Annotated in this window: 14 protein-coding genes and 1 pseudogene; 8 read left to right on the forward strand and 7 right to left on the reverse strand. The window is 67.5% G+C overall.

The window, feature by feature from the left end; all coding sequences use genetic code 11:
- Position 1 precedes the first annotated feature (1 nt).
- From sufC to T428_RS0106530, 4 genes are read right to left on the reverse strand one after another with little or no spacing between them, the layout of a single operon-like run.
- Positions 2-772 carry a Fe-S cluster assembly ATPase SufC gene (gene sufC / locus T428_RS0106515; protein WP_025735836.1) on the reverse strand — a complete coding sequence of 257 codons (771 nt, stop codon included), beginning with the start codon at positions 770-772 and terminating at the stop codon, positions 2-4.
- The gene (sufD, locus tag T428_RS0106520) at positions 772-1,956 is read right to left on the reverse strand and encodes a Fe-S cluster assembly protein SufD (RefSeq protein WP_025735837.1); all 1,185 of its coding nucleotides are present in this window, start codon (positions 1,954-1,956) and stop codon (positions 772-774) included. The genes sufC and sufD overlap by 1 nt, the downstream gene beginning before the upstream one ends.
- Entirely contained in the window at positions 1,956-4,544 is a 2,589-nt protein-coding gene (sufB, locus tag T428_RS31770; protein ID WP_156942873.1) for a Fe-S cluster assembly protein SufB, read from the reverse strand. The genes sufD and sufB overlap by 1 nt, the downstream gene beginning before the upstream one ends.
- A gap of 51 nt (positions 4,545-4,595) precedes the next feature.
- A complete protein-coding gene (locus T428_RS0106530; protein WP_156942874.1) occupies positions 4,596-5,414 on the reverse strand; it encodes a helix-turn-helix transcriptional regulator in 819 nt (272 codons plus the stop codon).
- Positions 5,415-5,456: 42 nt separating this feature from the next.
- On the opposite strand from T428_RS0106530, the gene mptB reads away from it, so the two are divergent.
- The 4 genes from mptB to T428_RS0106560 all read left to right on the forward strand — a co-directional run bounded on the left by mptB (position 5,457) and on the right by T428_RS0106560 (position 9,950).
- Positions 5,457-7,154: a polyprenol phosphomannose-dependent alpha 1,6 mannosyltransferase MptB gene (gene mptB, locus T428_RS0106535; RefSeq protein ID WP_025735840.1), complete on the forward strand. Its 1,698-nt coding sequence runs from the start codon at positions 5,457-5,459 to the stop codon at positions 7,152-7,154.
- The gene (locus T428_RS26155) at positions 7,151-8,101 is read left to right on the forward strand and encodes an ABC transporter ATP-binding protein (protein WP_156942875.1); all 951 of its coding nucleotides are present in this window, start codon (positions 7,151-7,153) and stop codon (positions 8,099-8,101) included. The genes mptB and T428_RS26155 overlap by 4 nt, the downstream gene beginning before the upstream one ends.
- Positions 8,098-8,883 (forward strand): ABC transporter permease, encoded by a 786-nt coding sequence (locus T428_RS0106555; RefSeq protein WP_025735843.1) that lies wholly within the window; start codon positions 8,098-8,100, stop codon positions 8,881-8,883. Before T428_RS26155 ends, T428_RS0106555 begins: the two co-directional genes overlap by 4 nt.
- Positions 8,884-8,978: 95 nt before the next feature.
- Entirely contained in the window at positions 8,979-9,950 is a 972-nt protein-coding gene (locus tag T428_RS0106560; RefSeq protein ID WP_425412000.1) for a COX15/CtaA family protein, read from the forward strand.
- On the opposite strand, the pseudogene T428_RS26160 reads toward T428_RS0106560, so the two are convergent.
- Positions 9,900-10,545, reverse strand: a pseudogene (locus T428_RS26160) (hypothetical protein). The gene T428_RS0106560 and the pseudogene T428_RS26160 sit on opposite strands and share 51 nt — an antisense overlap.
- A gap of 19 nt (positions 10,546-10,564) precedes the next feature.
- Between T428_RS26160 and T428_RS0106575 the strand changes: the two are divergent.
- Positions 10,565-11,539, forward strand: a complete 975-nt coding sequence (locus T428_RS0106575) for a quinone oxidoreductase family protein (RefSeq protein ID WP_025735847.1) — start codon at positions 10,565-10,567, stop codon at positions 11,537-11,539.
- A 21-nt stretch (positions 11,540-11,560) separates the two neighbouring features.
- Here T428_RS0106575 and T428_RS26165 read toward each other — a convergent pair whose 3' ends face one another.
- The gene (locus T428_RS26165) at positions 11,561-11,959 is read right to left on the reverse strand and encodes a hypothetical protein (RefSeq protein ID WP_025735848.1); all 399 of its coding nucleotides are present in this window, start codon (positions 11,957-11,959) and stop codon (positions 11,561-11,563) included.
- Between the two features lie 280 nt (positions 11,960-12,239).
- A complete protein-coding gene (locus T428_RS0106585) occupies positions 12,240-13,166 on the reverse strand; it encodes a heme o synthase (RefSeq protein WP_036467259.1) in 927 nt (308 codons plus the stop codon).
- 274 nt (positions 13,167-13,440) lie between these two features.
- Here T428_RS0106585 and tkt point away from each other — a divergent pair, with 274 nt between their 5' ends.
- From tkt to zwf, 3 genes are read left to right on the forward strand one after another with little or no spacing between them, the layout of a single operon-like run.
- A complete protein-coding gene (gene tkt / locus T428_RS0106590; RefSeq protein WP_025735850.1) occupies positions 13,441-15,534 on the forward strand; it encodes a transketolase in 2,094 nt (697 codons plus the stop codon).
- Positions 15,535-15,549: 15 nt separating this feature from the next.
- The gene (gene tal, locus T428_RS0106595; RefSeq protein ID WP_036467261.1) at positions 15,550-16,668 is read left to right on the forward strand and encodes a transaldolase; all 1,119 of its coding nucleotides are present in this window, start codon (positions 15,550-15,552) and stop codon (positions 16,666-16,668) included.
- Positions 16,665-18,206, forward strand: coding sequence for a glucose-6-phosphate dehydrogenase (zwf, locus tag T428_RS0106600; protein ID WP_025735852.1), 1,542 nt, complete (start codon positions 16,665-16,667; stop codon positions 18,204-18,206). The genes tal and zwf overlap by 4 nt, the downstream gene beginning before the upstream one ends.
- Positions 18,207-18,217 lie beyond the last annotated feature (11 nt).

Below are 18,217 nucleotides of genomic sequence, written 5' to 3' on the forward strand. Positions count from 1 at the left end.
GTTATGCCCCTGCGGCAGCCGAGGTGAAGCACTCGTAGCCGTGCTCTTCGAGTTCGTCGGCCAGTTCGGGGCCGGCGGATTCCACGATGCGCCCGCCGACGAACACGTGCACGAACTGCGGCCGGATGTAGCGCAGGATCCGAGTGTAGTGCGTGATCAGCAGCACGCCCCCGTGCTCGGCTTCGGCATAGCGGTTCACACCCTCGCTGACCACGCGCAGCGCGTCGACGTCCAGCCCGGAGTCGGTCTCGTCGAGGATCGCGATCTTGGGCTTGAGCAGCGACAGCTGCAGGATCTCGTGGCGCTTCTTCTCACCGCCGGAAAAGCCTTCGTTCACACTGCGTTCGGAGAACGCCGGATCGATGCCAAGGTCGTCCATCGCGCCCTTGACTTCCTTGACCCAGTGCCGCAGCTTCGGCGCCTCGCCGCGCACGGCGGTGGCGGCGGTGCGCAGAAAGTTCGACATCGACACGCCCGGCACCTCGATCGGGTACTGCATGGCCAAAAACAGCCCGGCCCGCGCCCGCTCGTCGACGCTCATCGCCAGCACGTCCTGGCCGTCCAGCGTGATCGAGCCGGACGTCACCTCGTATTTGGGATGCCCGGCGATCGCGTAGGACAGCGTGGACTTGCCGGACCCGTTGGGACCCATCAGCGCGTGCGTTTCGCCCGAGGACACCGTCAGGTCGACACCCTTGAGGATTCCGATCGCGTCGGCTTCGTTGGTGCGCGCGACGCTGACGTGCAGATCCTTGATTTCGAGCGTGGTCATCAGTTCTTGATTCCTTCGGTCAACTCAAGTTCGTGTTCGATGGCCTCGGTCAGCCGATCACGTACTGCGGCGACGGTGATCTTCTGGATGATCTCGCCGAAGAAGCCGCGGACGATCAGCCGGCGGGCCTGGTCTTCCGGAATGCCGCGAACCTGTAGATAGAACACTTGCTCGTCGTCGAATCTTCCGGTGGCACTTGCGTGTCCGGCGCCGACGATCTCGCCCGTCTCGATCTCGAGGTTGGGCACCGAATCGGCGCGGGCGCCGTCGGTGAGCAACAGGTTGCGGTTGGTCTCGAAGGTGTCGGTGCCGGTGGCCTCCGCGCGGATCAGCACGTCGCCCACCCAGACGGTGTGCGCATCGGGTCGGTTAGAGTCCGGATCGGCTTGCAGCGCACCCTTGTACAGGACGTCCGAGCGGCAGTTGGGAAACGCGTGGTCGACCAGCAACCGGGATTCGAAATGCTGGCCGTCGTCGGCGAAGTAGGTGCCGAGCAGCTGCGCGTCGCCACCCGGGGCGGTGAAACGCACCGTCGTCGACGTGCGCACCAGCTCGCCGCCGAGCGTCACGTTGACGTGGCCTAGCACCGAATCCTTGCCCAGCCGTGCGTGATGCGCGCTGACGTGCACCATGTCGTCGGCCCAGTCGGCGATCCAGATCACCCCGAGCGCCGCCGCATCGCCGACGATGATCTCGACGTTGTCGGCGTAGGTGCCGCTGCCGCGCAGGTCGACCACGACAATGGCCCGGGCGAGTTCTTCGACGCGGATCTGCAGGTGCCCGTAGGCGACCGCGCCCGCGCCGGGTCCGGTGACGGTGATCTCGATCGGCTCGGCCACGTCGGTGTCGCACGCCACCGTCACCACCGTCGCGGAGTTGAACGACGAGAATGCTTGGGCTGCAACGCGATCGGCGGGAACCCCGCCCTGGCCCAGTCGCTCGTCGCCGCGGCGCACCGTCTCGACCGTCACACCGGGCTGGTCACCGACGGTGATCTCGGCCTTACCGGTCGCCGCCGCGGACCCGTCGTGCAGGCCCCGCAACCGGCGCAGCGGGGTGAACCGCCAGATCTCGTCGCGGCCGCTGGGCACCTCGAAGGCGTCCACGTCGAACGACGCGAACAGCTCGCCCTTGTTGGCAGCAGTGAGGGCCGAACCCTCAACCGCCTCGGTCACATTCGTCACTAACCGACCGCGCCTTCCATCTGCAGCTCGATCAGCCGGTTGAGCTCCAGCGCATACTCCATCGGGAGTTCCTTGGCGATCGGCTCGACGAAGCCGCGCACCACCATGGCCATCGCCTCGTCCTCGGTCATGCCGCGGCTCATCAGGTAGAACAGCTGGTCCTCGCTGACCTTGGACGCGGTGGCCTCGTGGCCCATCGTGACGTCGTCCTCGCGGATGTCGACGTACGGGTAGGTGTCGCTGCGGCTGACCGTATCGACAAGCAGCGCATCGCATTTCACGCTGGAACGCGATCCATGGGCGCCCTTGTTAACCTGCACCAGGCCACGGTAGGACGCGCGGCCACCGCCGCGGGCCACCGACTTGGAGACGATGTTGCTCGACGTGTTGGGCGCCAGGTGCAGCATCTTGGCACCGGTGTCCTGGTGCTGGCCCTCGCCGGCGAACGCCACCGAGAGCACCTCGCCCTTGGCGTATTCGCCGGTCATCCACACGGCCGGGTACTTCATCGTGACCTTCGAGCCGATGTTGCCGTCGACCCACTCCATGGTGGCGCCGGCTTCGGCGCGGGCCCGCTTGGTGACCAGGTTGTAGACGTTGCTCGACCAGTTCTGGATGGTCGTGTAACGGCAACGGCCACCGGGCTTCACGATGATCTCGACCACCGCGGAGTGCAGCGAGTCACTCTTGTAGATCGGCGCCGTACAACCCTCGACGTAGTGCACGTAGGCGCCCTCGTCGACGATGATCAGTGTCCGCTCGAACTGGCCCATGTTCTCGGTGTTGATCCGGAAGTAGGCCTGCAGCGGGATGTCGACGTGCACACCCGGCGGCACGTAGATGAACGAACCACCAGACCACACAGCGGTATTCAGCGCGGAGAACTTGTTGTCGCCGGCCGGGATCACGCTGCCGAAGTACTGCTTGAAGATCTCCGGGTGCTCCCGCAGCCCGCTGTCGGTGTCGAGGAAGATGACGCCCTGGCTCTCCAGGTCCTCACGGATCTGGTGGTAGACAACCTCGGAGTTGTGCACCACCAGGCCTTCGGCGACGAAGTTGTGCGGGCCGTCGACCTCTATGTCGTAAACCGGCTCGACCAAATACGGTTCGACGGACTTGACCCGCTCAAAGCCGAGCCAGTCGTTACAGTGCGCCCGGATGGTGGTTCCATGCGCTCCGTGGGAAGAGTGCATGTAGCGGCGACAGCCAAAGCGCGCGGTCCGCTTGGGGTTACGGCATCCCAGGCGCTCGAAATCACCGGAAATGCCTAGCCGCCAAGCGATTTGCATGCGCTCCGGAGCGTGCCGACAGGGCTGGGTGAACGACCACGGCCCACCCGCGCGCAAACCCGACAGTTCGGCCAATTCACGGGCCTGACCCAACAACGATTCGTTGGCGCACGTCAAAAGCACCGAACCGCTGTCGGCAGGTCCCACATAGCCGTCGGCGTCGACCCATCCACCGAGAAAAGCCAGCCGCTGATCGATTGGCAATCCGTAGACCCAGTCCGGCACATGCTTGGTCAGTGACACCCCACCAAAGCCCACTTGCGCTATCCACTCGGTCAGCGCCTTGGAGTTCACTACCACGCGGTACTCATCGGCGTCGATGCAGCGCAAGCCGAACAGGTCCTTGACCACCCGGGTCAACTCGGCCCGGACCTCGACATCCGTTGCGGGGATGGCGAACTGCACACGATACGTCTTTGCCGACAGATGCAGGTTCCCGTCGCCGATGTACAGGCCGAGCAGACACATCAGGTCGGTTGAACTGACCGTGGGGGAAGTCAATCCGGCAACACCCGGAAGTTGAGCGGCCACGCCCGCGTCCGGAATTGCCCTGGGAACCGCGATGAAGTCGCCCGGGTTGAGCTCGCCCACCGTGACCCACCGCCGGACGTACCGGGCGCGCTGCCGGCCCGTCTTGCGCTCGTCGCGCAGCACTAGCATCGGGTGGTTGTCGGTGGCGCGGATGCTGCGACGGGTCGTTTTGACAGCGTAGGTCAGCCGCGTGTCCGTCTGCGCCGACGCCTTGACCGGTGCCACGATGAATCGCTCGGCGTCCTCGTCGTACGCGAAGACCCGATCACCTGATTCGATCTCCTTGATCGGGACCTGCCCACGATTGGCCGTCCACACCAAGGTTTCCCCCGCCAAGCACTCGTACTGCGCGGCGACACCGGCGACCAGGCGCTGCTTCTCCGCCTCGGGGATGCCCAGCCGGTCGTAGGTCTTGCGGATGTCCTCGGGCAGGTCCTCCCACGAGGCCGCCTGCTTCTCGGTGGAGCGCACGAAGTACTTGATGTTGTCGAAGTCGATGCCCTCGAGGTTGGAGCCCCACGTCGGCATCGGCTTGCGGTCGAAGATGCGCAGCGCCTTCAGCCGGGCCTCCAGCATCCACTCCGGCTCGTTCTTCTTCGCCGAGATGTCGCGGACGACCGCCTCAGAAAGACCCCGTCTGGCCGAGGCACCCGCGACGTCGGAGTCCGACCAGCCATAGCCGTATTTGCCCAGGGATTCGATCGCCTGCTCCTGGGTCAACGGCGCAGCGGGCACAGAACCCTTAGTGGCCTCTGGCGTGAGTGTCATTCGGACGCTCCTTTGGTGTCGGTGCTGGCGCAGGCTGGGCGCCGCTTGATGCTAGGTCTTGCTTGCTGTCTTGCTCGCAACCGGTGCGAGCGGCACATGGGTGGTACAGGCGCAATCCCCGTTGACGATCGTCGCCAGCCGCTGCACGTGGGTACCGAGCACTTCGGCCATCGCCTCGCGCTCAGCCTCGCACAACTCCGGGAATTCCTCGGCGACGTGCGATACCGGGCAGTGGTGCTGGCAGATCTGCACGCCGTGCAGCGGCGGACCCACCCGGGTCGTGGTCGCGACGTAGCCGGCCTTGGTCAGCGCGCCGGCCACCCGCTCGGCGGCGGCCTCGACGTCGGCGTCGGCGGCACTGTCGGCGGGCTGCACGTCGGCCAGGATCGTGTCGATGCGGCGGCGCGCGAACGTCTGCAACGCCCCCTGTCCGCCGATCTCCCACAGCTGGCGCATTGCCGCGACCGCCAGGTCGTCGTAGGCGTGGTCGAGCTTGGCCCGCCCGGCCGCCGTCAACCGGAACCGCTTGGCGGGACGCCCACGTCCGGCCTGCTGCCATGCCGCGGCGGCCGCCGATTCCGCGTCACCCGCTTCGACCAGCGCGTCCAGGTGACGGCGCACCCCGGCGGCGGCCAGACCCAGCCGGTGACAGATCTCGCTGACGGTGATCGACCCGGATTCCAGCAGCAGCCGCACGATGGCGCGGCGGGTGTGACCATCCGGCAGCACGGCAGGAGCCACCGCGCCGGTCGCGGGCACGGCGACGGCTTCGTCAGTGGTCCGGATTTTCACAACACCAGTGTGACGCAATTCCGGAAATCGGTCTACCAAGGCTGCCCTCAGTGGCGTGTCGGGCCGGTAACCCGGCAAGCATCGGGCCGCGGCTTCCCACCATGTCGCTACGCTGCACTGATGGCAGAGCGCCACCACTCGCTGAGCTCGTCGATCGCCGCGCTGCACGGCGACGAGAAGCCCGTGGGCTCACCGCTCAATGAGACCGAACTCACCGCGCTGCGGCGCACCCGCCTGTTCGGCGCCACCGGAACGGTCCTGATGGGCATCGGCGCGCTGGGCGCCGGGGCCCGCCCCGTCGTCCAGGACCCCACCTTCGGGGTGCGGCTGCTGAACCTGCCGTCCCGGATCCAGACGGTGTCGCTGACCATGACCACGGTCGGGGCGGTCATGATGGCGCTGGCCTGGTTGATGCTGGGCCGGTTCGCGCTGGGCAACCGGCAGATGTCGCGCGGCGAGCTGGATCGCACCCTGGTGCTGTGGATGCTGCCGCTGTTGATCGCGCCGCCGATGTACAGCAAGGACGTCTACTCCTACCTGGCGCAGAGCCAGATCTCGCTGGAGGGGCTCGACCCCTATAAGGTCGGTCCGGCGTCCGGCCTGGGTCTCGGCCACGTCTTCACCCTGTCGGTGCCCAGCGTGTGGCGGGAGACGCCGGCGCCCTACGGCCCGTTGTTCCTGTGGATCGGGCGCGGCATCTCGGCCCTGACCGGTGAGAACATCGTCGCCGCGGTGCTCTGCCACCGCCTGGTGGTGCTGGCCGGGGTGGCGATGATCGTGTGGGCGGTGCCGCGGCTGGCCCGCCGCTGCGGCGTCGCCGAGGTCAGCGCGCTGTGGCTGGGCGTGGCCAACCCGCTGCTGCTGATGCATCTGGTCGCGGGCATCCACAACGAGGCGCTGATGCTCGGGTTGATGCTGATCGGGGCCGAATGCGCGTTGCGCGGCATCGATTCAGCCCGGCTTTGGCCCACCTCGTGGCGCCGACGCGGCCCGGACTGGGAGCCGCTCGGCATGCTGCTGGCCGGATCCATCCTGATCACGCTGTCCTCGCAGGTGAAGCTGCCGTCGTTGCTGGCGCTGGGCTTCGTGACGATGGCGTTGGCCTACCGCTGCGGCGGCAACCTGCGGGCGTTGCTGCTGGCCGGCGGCGGGATCGGGTCGCTGTCGCTGGCGGTCATGGCCTTGGTGGGTTGGGACAGCGGGCTCGGATTCGGCTGGATGTTCACCCTCGGCACCGCCAACGTCGTGCGCAGCTGGATGTCGCCGCCGACGCTGCTGGCCCTGGCCACCGGGCAGGTGGGCATCCGGCTGGGCCTGGGCGATCACACCACCGCCGTGCTGGCCCTGACCCGTTTCATCGGCGTGCTGATCATCATGGTGCTGGTCAGCTGGTTGCTGTACGCGGTGTTCCGCGGCCGGCTGCACCCGATCGGCGGCCTGGGCGTCGCGCTGGGCATTTGCGTGATGCTGTTTCCCGTCGTACAGCCCTGGTATCTGCTGTGGGCGATCATCCCGCTGGCCTGCTGGGCCACCCGCACCGGTTTCCGCGAGACCGTCATCGTGATCACGCTCGTCGTCGGCATCTTCGGGCCGACGGCCAACGGCGACCGGTTCGCGCTGTTCCAGATCCTGGACGCAACCCTGGCCAGCGCCGCCGTGATGGCCGTGCTGATCGCGCTGACCTACACCCGGCTGCCCTGGCGACCGCTGCCGTCGAACGACGGGGCGCCCGGCGTCGAGACGCCCACGCCGGTCCCGGCACCGCGAGCCACCCCTCGAACAAAAGCGGCACCCGACGCCTACGCTGACTCGACGTGAGTTCGGGCCAGCATGTCCCCCCAGCCCCCGAAACAGTGGTGCGGCTGCGCGGGGTGAGTAAGCAGTACGGCTCGACGACAGCAGTGTCCAACCTCGATCTGGAAGTGCGCGCCGCCGAGGTGCTGGCGCTGTTGGGCCCCAACGGCGCCGGCAAGACGACGACGGTCGAGATGTGCGAGGGCTTCGTGCGCCCGGACACGGGCACGATCGAGGTGCTGGGGCTGGACCCGGTCGCCGACAACGCCCGGCTGCGCGCGCGCATCGGGGTGATGCTGCAGGGCGGTGGCGGCTACCCGGCGGCCCCGGCCGGCGAAATGCTCGATCTGGTGGCCTCGTACGCCGCCGACCCGCTGGACCCGCAGTGGCTGCTGGCCACCCTGGGCCTCACCGATGCCGCCCGCACCACCTACCGGCGGCTCTCCGGCGGGCAGCAACAACGGCTGGCGCTGGCCTGCGCGCTGGTCGGGCGACCCGAACTGGTTTTCCTCGACGAGCCCACCGCCGGCATGGACGCGCACGCCCGGCTGCTGGTGTGGGAGCTGATCGACGCGCTGCGCCGCGACGGCGTGACGGTGGTGCTCACCACGCATCAGCTCAAGGAAGCCGAGGAGCTCGCCGATCGGATCGTGATCATCGACCGCGGGGCGACGGTGGCGGAGGGCACCCCGACCGAGCTTATGCGCTCCGGCGCGAAGGACCAACTGCGGTTCACCGCGCCGCCGCGACTTGACTTGTCGCTCTTGGCCTCTGCGCTACCCGAGGACTACAAGACCACCGAGGTCACACCGGGCGAATATTTGGTCGAGGGCCCGGTCGACCCCCAGGTGCTGGCGACCGTGACGGCATGGTGTGCCCAAATCGACGTGCTGGCAACCGATATGCGCGTAGAGCAACGCAGCCTCGAAGACGTGTTCCTCGAACTCACCGGCCGGAAGCTGCGATCGTGACCGACACCAACACCCCGGCGTTTCCGCCGGGAACCTTCACCCCCGACCCACGTCCCAGCGCGGTGCCCAAGATGCTTGCCGCCCAGTTCGGGCTCGAGCTGAAACTGTTGCTGCGCAACGGCGAACAACTACTGCTGACCATGTTCATCCCGATCACGCTGCTGGTCGGGATGACGCTGCTGCCGTTCGGCTCGTTCGGGCACAACCGCGCCACGACGTTCGTGCCGGCCATCATGGCGCTGGCGCTGATCTCGACGGCATTCACTGGGCAGGCGATCGCCATCGCGTTCGACCGCAGGTATGGGGCGTTGAAACGGCTTGGGGCCACGCCACTTCCGGTGTGGGGCATCATCGCCGGCAAATCGCTGGCGGTGATCACCGTCGTGTTCTTACAGGCAATCATTCTGGGCGCCATCGGTTTTGCGCTGGGGTGGCGGCCGGCCCCGCTGGCTCTCGCGCTGGGCGCGGCGGTAATCGCGTTGGGCACCGCGGGGTTTGCCGCGCTCGGGCTGCTGCTGGGCGGCACGCTGCGGGCCGAGATCGTGCTGGCGGTGGCCAACCTGATATGGTTCGTCTTCGCCGGGCTAGGCGCGCTGACCCTCGAGACGAACATGATCCCGACGGCCGTCAAGTGGGCGGCCCGGCTCACCCCGTCCGGCGCGCTGACCGAGGCGCTGTCGCAGGCGATGACGCTGTCGGTCGACTGGTTCGGCGTCGTCGTCCTGGTGGCGTGGGGCGCGGTGGCCGCGCTGGGCGCGCTGCGCTGGTTCCGCTTCACCTGACGTTGCCCCCGCCGACCGCGACACTGAAACGACACATGTCGCCGTGGTTTCAGTTTCGGCGCACAGTAGACCTGTACTACAGGTCGTAGTTGTCGTTGGCCTACGATCGGGCGGTGGCACGACGACTGCTGATACGACTGGTGGACCTGCTCCCCGACCCCAGCCTGCGCGTCCAGCGGATCATCGCCGCCGCCGTGATCTTGTCCCAGGGCGGTATCGCGGTTACCGGCTCGATCGTGCGGGTCACCGCGTCGGGGCTGGGCTGTCCCACCTGGCCGCAGTGTTTCCCGGGCAGTTTCGTGCCCGTCGCCGTCGCCGAGGTGCCGCGGGTGCATCAGGCCGTCGAGTTCGGCAACCGGATGTTCAGCCTGGCGGTGGTGGTAACCGCGGCACTGACCGTGCTGGCGGTCTACTGGGCCCGCCGGCGCGCCGAGGTGCGGGCCTACGCGTGGCTGATGCCGGTGTCGACGGTGGTCCAGGCGGTGATCGGCGGCATCACGGTGCGCACCGGGCTGCTGTGGTGGACGGTGGCCATTCACCTGCTGGTGTCGATGACGATGGTGTGGCTGTCCGTGCTGCTCTACGTCAAGGTCGGCGAACCCGACGACGGCGTGGTGCACGAGCGCGTGGCCAAGCCGCTGCGCCTGCTCACCGCGCTGACCGGAATGAATTTGGCGGTGGTGCTGGTCACCGGCACGCTGGTGACCGCCGCCGGCCCGCACGCCGGGGACCGCAGCCCCAGCCGCACGGTGCCGCGGCTGAAGGTCGAGATCACCACGCTGGTGCACCTGCACTCGACGCTGCTGGTCTCCTACTTCACGCTGTTGGTCGGGCTGGGCTTCGGGTTGCTGGCGGTCGGCGCGACGCGGGCCATCATGCTGCGGCTGGGCGTGCTGCTGGTACTGGTGTGCGCGCAAGCCGCCGTCGGCACCACGCAGTACTTCACCGGCGTCCCCGCCGTTTTGGTCGCCCTCCACGTGGCGGGTGCCGCCGCGTGCACGGCCGCGACGGCGGCGCTATGGGCGTCGATGCGAGAACGGGCCGAGCCCGAGCCGCTCGCAGGCTGACTCCACGCCGAGTGCGAACGCGCGCTGGGCCAGCTCGCGCGCGCCGGGGTCCAGCTGCCGCCAGCCCAGCGACGGCGCCACCACGTCCAGCCCGGCCACCCGGCCGCCGCTGAGCTCGACGCGCGCGTACAACAGCTCGCCGGTGCCGATTCCGACGTGTTCGGCCACCGCGGCAATCGCGGCATAACCGAGGTTCCACGATTCGAACTCCGGCTCGACCGGCCAAGCGTGGGACCGCTGCCCGCCGAGAAAGATCAACACCGACCGTGCGGTCGCGCCGGGCAGCGTTGGCACACCGGCCTTCTCGATGTCGTCGAGGTACCCCTCATCGAGATTCCATTCGATCACCGGCGGCGGACAGCAGGTTCTTGACGCGGCGGGTCCAGGCCAGGAACTCGTCGCGCCGCCCGGCGTCCGCGACATCGCGCAGGATCACCAGGTCGGCGCCGACGGTGTCCGAGTCGTCCCACTGCAGCCAGCGCGCGTGCAGCCCGCGTGTTCGTAGCGCGGATATCAGGCCCGCGTCGTCGGGATGGCGGGGACGTCCGGCCAGCACGATGCGGGGGTGGAAGACGTCCGGGCGGGCAAGCTTCATGCCCGGGCATGATATCCACATGCACGCAATCGAAATCAGTGAAACTGGCGGCCCCGAGGTCCTGCGCTACGTCGTGACATCCCAACCCGCGCCGGGACTCGGCGAGCTACTGATCCGGGCCGAGGCCATCGGCGTCAACTTCATTGATACGTATTTCCGATCCGGGCAATACCCGAGCGAGTTGCCGCTCGTGCTCGGGTCCGAGGTGTGCGGCACCGTCGCGGCCACCGGCGAGGGTATCACGGAGTTCCGGGTCGGTGACCGGGTGGTGTCCGCGGCAGCGTCCGGCGCCTACGCTGAATTTGCCACTGCACCAGCATATTTGACCGCCCACGTGCCCGACGGTGTCAGCTCCGAGGTGGCGGCCGCGGCGCTATTGAAAGGCCTGACCGCTCACTATTTGCTGAAGTCGGTGTATCCCGTACAGGCCGGCGACGTGGTGCTGGTGCACGCCGGCGCCGGCGGCGTCGGGCTGATACTGACCCAATGGGCGCACCTGCTCGGTGTCCGGGTCATCACCACCGTCTCCACACCCGAGAAGGCGGCGCTGTCCAGGAAGGCCGGCGCCGACGAGGTGCTCTCCTACCCCGACGACCCGGCCCGGTTCGGCCAGCAGATCCGTGACCTCACCGGGGGTCTCGGGGTGGCGGCGGTGTACGACGGCGTCGGCGCCACCACGTTCGACGCCAGCCTGGCCAGCCTGGCCGTGCGCGGCACCCTGGCGTTGTTCGGCGCCGCCAGCGGACCCGTGCCGCCGGTGGATCCGCAGCGGCTCAACGCCGCCGGCTCGGTGTTCCTCACCCGTCCCACGCTGGCCCACTTCATGCGCACCGGCCAGGAGTTCAGCTGGCGGGCCGACGAATTGTTCGAGGCGGTCGCCGGCGGGGCGATCAACATCGAGGTTTCAGGCCGCTATCCGCTGGCCGAAGCGACACGCGCCCATCAAGACCTACAGGGGCGCAAGACCGCCGGCCCGATCGTGTTGCTGCCCTAGACCACGACGCTTTGACGCCCGTCAGGCCTTGGGGCAGAAGATGCCCAGAATCTGCTGGCAGTTGTCCTTGTTGATCAGGCCCGGCGGCGGCGGTGGGGGCGGCGGCGGATTCTCGCCGTCCCAAATGTTTTGGGCCACATTGCCTTGCCCGAAGTAGACGTAGTAATAGGTGTGGCACATGTTGTTGTCCCACACCACCGGGTTGGTGACGTGGTTGCCGGTCGGCGGCAATGGTTGCCCCGGGCACCAGTGGCACGGCCCCGCCGGATGGTCGTTGGGGCAGCCGGGCCAGGCATCCAACGGCATCGGGACGGGCTGGGCCCCGGCGATGGCCGCGGTCAGGCCGAAATCGGACAATGCCAGACCGCCCGACAGCAGCGCCGCGGCGATCATTTTCCTGACGATGTGGTGGGGTGCCATGACGTCACGTCCCTTTCTGCATGCTTTGCTGCTGAGGCTCAGTATTGAGCTGCGTCCTTTGCGCTGCATAGGTTTTGGCTATGTGAATCAGCCCGGCCATTGCATCCCCGGCAGCCGGCTACCGATCCCAAGAAACCGGTCACATCCGCCACACGGGCCTCGCGGCGGTTAGGACGGGCGGTTTCAGATTGCGATATCGCTTGCGCTATCACGTTTGGGAAGCGCAGTGGTGCCCACTTCGGCGGTGCCGAAGGGACGGATGTGATTCAGGCCGACGGGATCAGAACAGCGTCGGCAGGGCGATCACCGAGTCGATCGCCAGGGCGCAGAACACCACCGCGAGATAGTTGTTCGATTGCAGGAACAGCCGCAGCGGCTTGACCGGTTCGCCGGCGCGGACCCCGGCGTACAGCTGGTGTGCCATCGCCAGGAACCAGACCCCGGCCACCACGGCGACGGCCGTGTACAGCCAGCCGGTGGCCAGCGCCAGCACCATGGTCGCCAGCACGGTCAGCCAGGTGTAGATCAGGATCTGCTTGGTGACCTGACGTTCGGTCGCCACGGCGGGCAGCATCGGCACGCCGGCCGTCTTGTAGTCGTCCTTGTACCGCATCGCCAGCGCCCAGGTGTGCGGCGGCGTCCAGAAGAAGATGATAGCGAACATCGCCAGCGCCGGCCAGCCGATGGTGCCGGTGACGGCCGACCAGCCGATCATCACCGGCATGCAGCCCGCCGCGCCGCCCCAGACGACGTTCTGGGAGGTGCGGCGCTTGAGCAGCAGCGTGTAGACGAACACGTAGAACGCGATGGTGGCGATCGCGAGCAGCCCCGACAGCAGGTTGGTCGTCCACCACAGCCACACGAACGAGCCCACGGTGAGCAGCAACCCGAGGACCAGGGCATTCCGCGTGGGCACCGCGGCCCGGGCCAACGGCCGGCGCGCGGTCCGCTTCATCAGCTTGTCGATGTCGGCGTCGGCCACGCAGTTTAGCGTGTTCGCCCCGCCGGCGGCCAGCATCCCACCGATCAGCGTGTCGAGGATCAGCACCGGGTCGACGTGCCCGCGGTGCGCTAGCAACATCGCGGGGATCGCGGTGACCAGCAGCAGCTCGATGACGCGTGGTTTCGTCAGCGCCAGGTAGGCCAGCACCGTGCCTCGTATTCGGCTCGGCACTCGGGTTGGCAACAGGCGCCCGCGAACGCTCACGCAATAACTCCTCGGGTCGCAGCGGGGCGCAGGATCTACTACGCACGATGGTAGACCGCGTTGGCACCGCGTTCCGCCTCCAGGGTCTATTCACACAGAATTTCCCGACGGCGGCGCTGCTCGCAAGCTCGGCGACGCTTGGCCGTCATGTCCGCGGAGGCCCGCAGGAATACCCCCGATCCCGCACTGCAAACGCTGCCACTCGCGCACTAGGGTGAGGATAAGGTGAGGATAAATCGCGCAACACGCCCGGCCACCCCAAGGACTGACGTCTGTGACCACACTCGAAGAAGACATCTCCGCACTCACGCAAGCGCGTCACCCGGACAACTGGACCGACCTCGACTCGGCCGCCGTCGACACCGTGCGGGTGCTGGCCGCCGACGCGGTGCAAAAGGTCGGCAATGGCCACCCGGGGACCGCGATGAGTCTCGCCCCGCTGGCCTACACCCTGTTCCAGCGGACCATGACCCACGACCCGAGCGATCCGCACTGGTTGGGTCGCGACCGGTTCATCTTGTCGGCCGGGCACAGCAGCCTCACCCTGTACCTGCAGCTCTACCTGGGCGGGTTCGGCCTGGAGTTGTCCGACATCGAGTCGCTGCGGACCTGGGGCTCCAAGACCCCCGGCCACCCGGAGTTTCGGCACACCAAGGGCGTTGAGATCACCACCGGCCCGCTGGGCCAGGGCCTGGCGTCCTCGGTCGGCATGGCGATGGCGGCACGCTACGAGCGCGGCCTGTTCGATCCGGACGCGGCCCCCGGCGAGAGCCCGTTCGACCACCACATCTATGTAATCGCCTCCGACGGGGACATCGAGGAGGGCGTGACCTCCGAGGCGTCCTCGCTCGCCGCCGTTCAGCAGCTGGGCAGCCTGATCGTGTTCTACGACCGCAACCAGATCTCGATCGAGGACGACACCGACATCGCGCTGTGCGAGGACACCGCCGCGCGCTACCGCGCCTACGGCTGGCACGTGCAAGAGGTGGAGGGCGGCGAGAACGTCGTCGGCATCGAGGAGGCCATCGCCAACGCCAAGGCCGTCACCGACAAGCCGTCGTTCATCTCGCTGCGCACCATCATCGGCTTCCCGGCGCCCAAATTGATGAACACCGGCAAGGCACACGGCGCGGCGCTCGGCGACGAAGAGGTCGCGGCCGTCAAGAAGATCCTCGGCTTCGACCCCGACAAGACCTTCGAGGTGCGCGACGACGTCATCGCCCACACCCGCAAGCTGGTAGACCGGGGCAAGGAAGCCCACGAGAAGTGGCAAGCCGAGTTCGACGCGTGGGCCCAGCGCGAACCCGAGCGCAAGGCGCTGCTGGACCGGCTGACCGCGGAAAAGCTGCCCGAGGGCTGGGACGCCGACATCCCGTACTGGGAGCCCGGGTCCAAAGCGCTGGCCACCCGGGCGGCGTCGGGCAAGGTACTTTCCGCGCTGGGACCCAAACTGCCCGAGCTGTGGGGCGGCTCGGCAGACCTGGCGGGCAGCAACAACACCACCATGGATGGCGTAAAATCCTTTGGGCCGCCGTCAATTTCGACGAAGGACTACACCGCCGACTGGTATGGCCGCACGCTGCACTTCGGGATTCGCGAGCACGCGATGGGGGCCATCCTGTCCGGCATCGTGCTGCACGGGCCGACTCGCGCGTACGGCGGCACCTTCCTGCAGTTCTCGGATTACATGCGCCCGGCGGTGCGGCTGGCGTCGCTGATGGACATCGACACCATTTACGTGTGGACGCACGATTCCATCGGTTTGGGCGAGGACGGCCCGACCCACCAGCCCATCGAGCACCTCGCCGCGCTGCGGGCCATCCCGAAGCTGTCGGTGGTACGTCCGGCCGACGCCAACGAAACGGCCTACGCCTGGCGCACGGTTTTGGCGCGCGGCAACGGCAGCGGTCCGGTCGGTCTGATCCTGACCCGTCAGGGTGTGCCGGTGCTCGAGGGCACCACTGCCGAGGGCGTCGCGCGCGGCGGCTACGTGCTGGGTGACGAGGGCGAAGACGAACCCGACGTCGTCCTGATCGCCACCGGCTCCGAGGTTCAGCTCGCGGTGGGTGCCGCGAAGCTGTTGGCGGACAAGGACATTATCGCACGCGTCGTGTCGATGCCGTGTGTGGAATGGTTCGAGTCCCAGCCGGCCGAGTACCGCGACAGCGTGCTACCGCCGTCGGTCTCGGCGCGGGTCGCGGTCGAGGCGGGCGTCGCCCAACCGTGGCACAAGCTCGTCGGCGACACCGGGAAGATCGTCTCGATCGAGCACTACGGCGAATCCGCCGACGCCGAGACATTGTTCCGCGAGTTCGGCTTCACCGCGGAGGCCGTCGCTGCCGCCGCGGAAGAAGTAGTCGACAACTGAGAAAGGCTGATTCCGATGACCCAGAACGCCAACCTGGCCGCGCTGAGCGCCGCCGGGGTATCCGTGTGGCTCGATGACCTGTCGCGTCAGCGGCTGCAGTCGGGCAACCTGAAGGAGCTGATCGACACCGAGAGCGTCGTCGGGGTGACCACCAACCCGTCGATCTTCCAGAAGGCGTTCGCCGAGGGCGACTCCTACGATAGCCAGATCGCCGAGCTGGCCGAGCGCGGCGCCGACGTGGACGCCACCATCCGCACCGTCACCACCGACGACGTGCGCACCGCCTGCGATGTGCTTGCACCGCAGTGGGAGTCCTCCGACGGCGTCGACGGCCGGGTGTCCATCGAGGTCGACCCGCGGCTGGCCGGCGACACCGACAAGACCGTCGCGCAGGCCGTCGAGCTGTGGAAGATCGTCGACCGGCCCAACCTGTTCATCAAGATCCCGGCCACCGAGGCCGGCCTGCCGGCCATCAGTGCCGTTCTGGCGGAAGGGATTTCGGTCAACGTCACGCTGATCTTCTCCGTCGAGCGGCACCGCGCGGTGATGGACGCCTACCTGGCCGGGCTGGAGAAGGCCCGCGAGGCGGGGCACGACCTGTCCAAGATCCATTCGGTGGCATCGTTTTTCGTTTCCCGGGTAGACACCGAGATCGACAAGCGACTGGAGAAGATCGGTTCGCCCGAAGCGCTGGACCTGCGCGGTCAGGCCGGCGTCGCCAACGCCCGGCTGGCGTACGCGGCATACCAGGAGGTCTTCGAGGGCGGTGCGCGTTACGAGGCGCTGAAAGCCGACGGAGCCCGGGTGCAGCGTCCGCTGTGGGCGTCGACCGGTGTCAAGAACCCGGACTACTCCGACACCCTGTACGTCACCGAGCTGGTCGCGCCCAACACGGTGAACACCATGCCGGAGAAGACGATTGACGCGGTCGCCGACCACGGCGTGATCACCGGTGACACGATCAGCGGCACGGCACAGGAGGCCCAGGGCGTGTTCGACAAGCTGTCGGCGGTCGGCATCGACGTGACCGACGTGTTTCTGGTGCTGGAGAACGAGGGCGTGGAGAAGTTCGTCGAATCGTGGACCGAGTTGCTCGACGAGACACAGAAGCAGCTGAATTCCACCACCAAATGACCCCGGGCGCTGCCGGCGCGCAATGGCGCAACCCCTTGCGGGACAACGACGACAAGCGGCTACCCAGGATCGCCGGCCCGTGCGCCATGGTGTTGTTCGGCGTCACCGGCGACCTGGCGCACAAGAAAGTGGTGCCCGCGGTCTACGACCTGGCCAACCGCGGGCTGCTGCCACCGACCTTCTCGCTGATCGGCTTCGGCCGCCGCGACTGGGATCACGACGCCTTCGCCCAGGTGATCCACGACGACGTCAAGCAGTACTGCCGCACCCCGTTCCGCCAGGCCATCTGGGAGCGGCTGGCCGAGGGACTGCGGTTCGTGTCGGGCGCGTTCGACGACGACGCCGCGTTCACCCGGCTGGCCGAGACGTTGGACAAGCTCGACGCCGAGCGTGGTATCGGCGGCAATCACGTGTTCTATCTGGCGATCCCACCGAAGTCGTTCCCGGTGGTGTGCGAACAACTGCACTCCTCCGGCCTGGCCCGTCCGCAAGCGGATCGGTGGAGCCGGGTTGTCATCGAGAAGCCGTTCGGCCACGACCTGAAGAGCGCGTGCGATCTCAACCACGTGGTGAACTCGGTCTTCCCGGAGGAGTCGGTGTTCCGCATCGACCACTACCTGGGCAAGGAGACGGTTCAGAACATCCTGGCGCTGCGCTTCGCCAATCAATTCTGGGACCCGATCTGGAACGCGCACTACGTCGACCACGTGCAGATCACGATGGCCGAGGACATCGGGCTGGGCGGACGGGCCGGGTACTACGACGGCATCGGCGCGGCCCGCGACGTCATCCAGAACCACCTGATGCAGCTGTTGGCGCTGACGGCGATGGAAGAGCCGGTCAGCTTCAACGCGAAAGCGCTGCAGGCCGAGAAGATCAAGGTGCTCTCGGCCACCCAGCTCGCCCAGCCGATCGACGAGACCACCAGCCGCGGCCAATACGTGGCCGGCTGGCAGGGCGGCGAGCAGGTGGTGGGATTGCTTGACGAGGAAGGGTTTTCGAAGGAATCCAGCACCGAAACCTTCGCGGCGATCACGCTCGAGGTGGACACCCGCCGCTGGGCCGGGGTGCCGTTCTACCTGCGCACCGGAAAACGCTTGGGCCGCAGGGTGACTGAGATCGCGTTGGTCTTCAAACGTGCCCCGCATCTGCCGTTCGACGCCACCATGACCGACGAACTCGGCGCCAACGCGTTGGTCATCCGGGTACAGCCCGACGAGGGCATCACGCTGCGGTTCGGCTCCAAGGTCCCGGGCGCGATGGAGGTCCGCGACGTCAACATGGACTTCTCCTACGGCTCGGCGTTCGCCGAAGACTCCCCCGAGGCGTATGAACGGCTGATCCTGGATGTGCTGCTGGGTGAGCCGTCACTGTTCCCGGTGAACGAGGAGGTCGAATTGGCTTGGCAGATACTCGATCCCGTCCTCGATCGTTGGGCAGCGGACGGAAAGCCCGACCCCTATGAGGCGGGCACCTGGGGCCCCGCCTCGGCGAACGAGATGTTGCGCCGCACCGACCGGGAATGGCGCCGGCCATGATCCGCGCCGGC

Origin of the sequence: Mycobacterium genavense ATCC 51234 (assembly GCF_000526915.1) — a bacterium.
Classification (GTDB): domain Bacteria; phylum Actinomycetota; class Actinomycetes; order Mycobacteriales; family Mycobacteriaceae; genus Mycobacterium; species Mycobacterium genavense.

Excerpts from the sequence above, each read along its gene's own strand:
- zwf (WP_025735852.1), top strand. The coding sequence starts at position 16,665 with ATGACCCCGGGCGCTGCCGGCGCGCAATGGCGCAACCCCTTGCGGGAC.
- tal (WP_036467261.1), top strand. The coding sequence starts at position 15,550 with ATGACCCAGAACGCCAACCTGGCCGCGCTGAGCGCCGCCGGGGTATCC.
- T428_RS26165 (WP_025735848.1), bottom strand. The coding sequence starts at position 11,959 with ATGGCACCCCACCACATCGTCAGGAAAATGATCGCCGCGGCGCTGCTG.
- mptB (WP_025735840.1), top strand. The coding sequence starts at position 5,457 with ATGGCAGAGCGCCACCACTCGCTGAGCTCGTCGATCGCCGCGCTGCAC.
- sufC (WP_025735836.1), bottom strand. The coding sequence starts at position 772 with ATGACCACGCTCGAAATCAAGGATCTGCACGTCAGCGTCGCGCGCACC.
- sufB (WP_156942873.1), bottom strand. The coding sequence starts at position 4,544 with ATGACACTCACGCCAGAGGCCACTAAGGGTTCTGTGCCCGCTGCGCCG.
- T428_RS0106575 (WP_025735847.1), top strand. The coding sequence starts at position 10,565 with ATGCACGCAATCGAAATCAGTGAAACTGGCGGCCCCGAGGTCCTGCGC.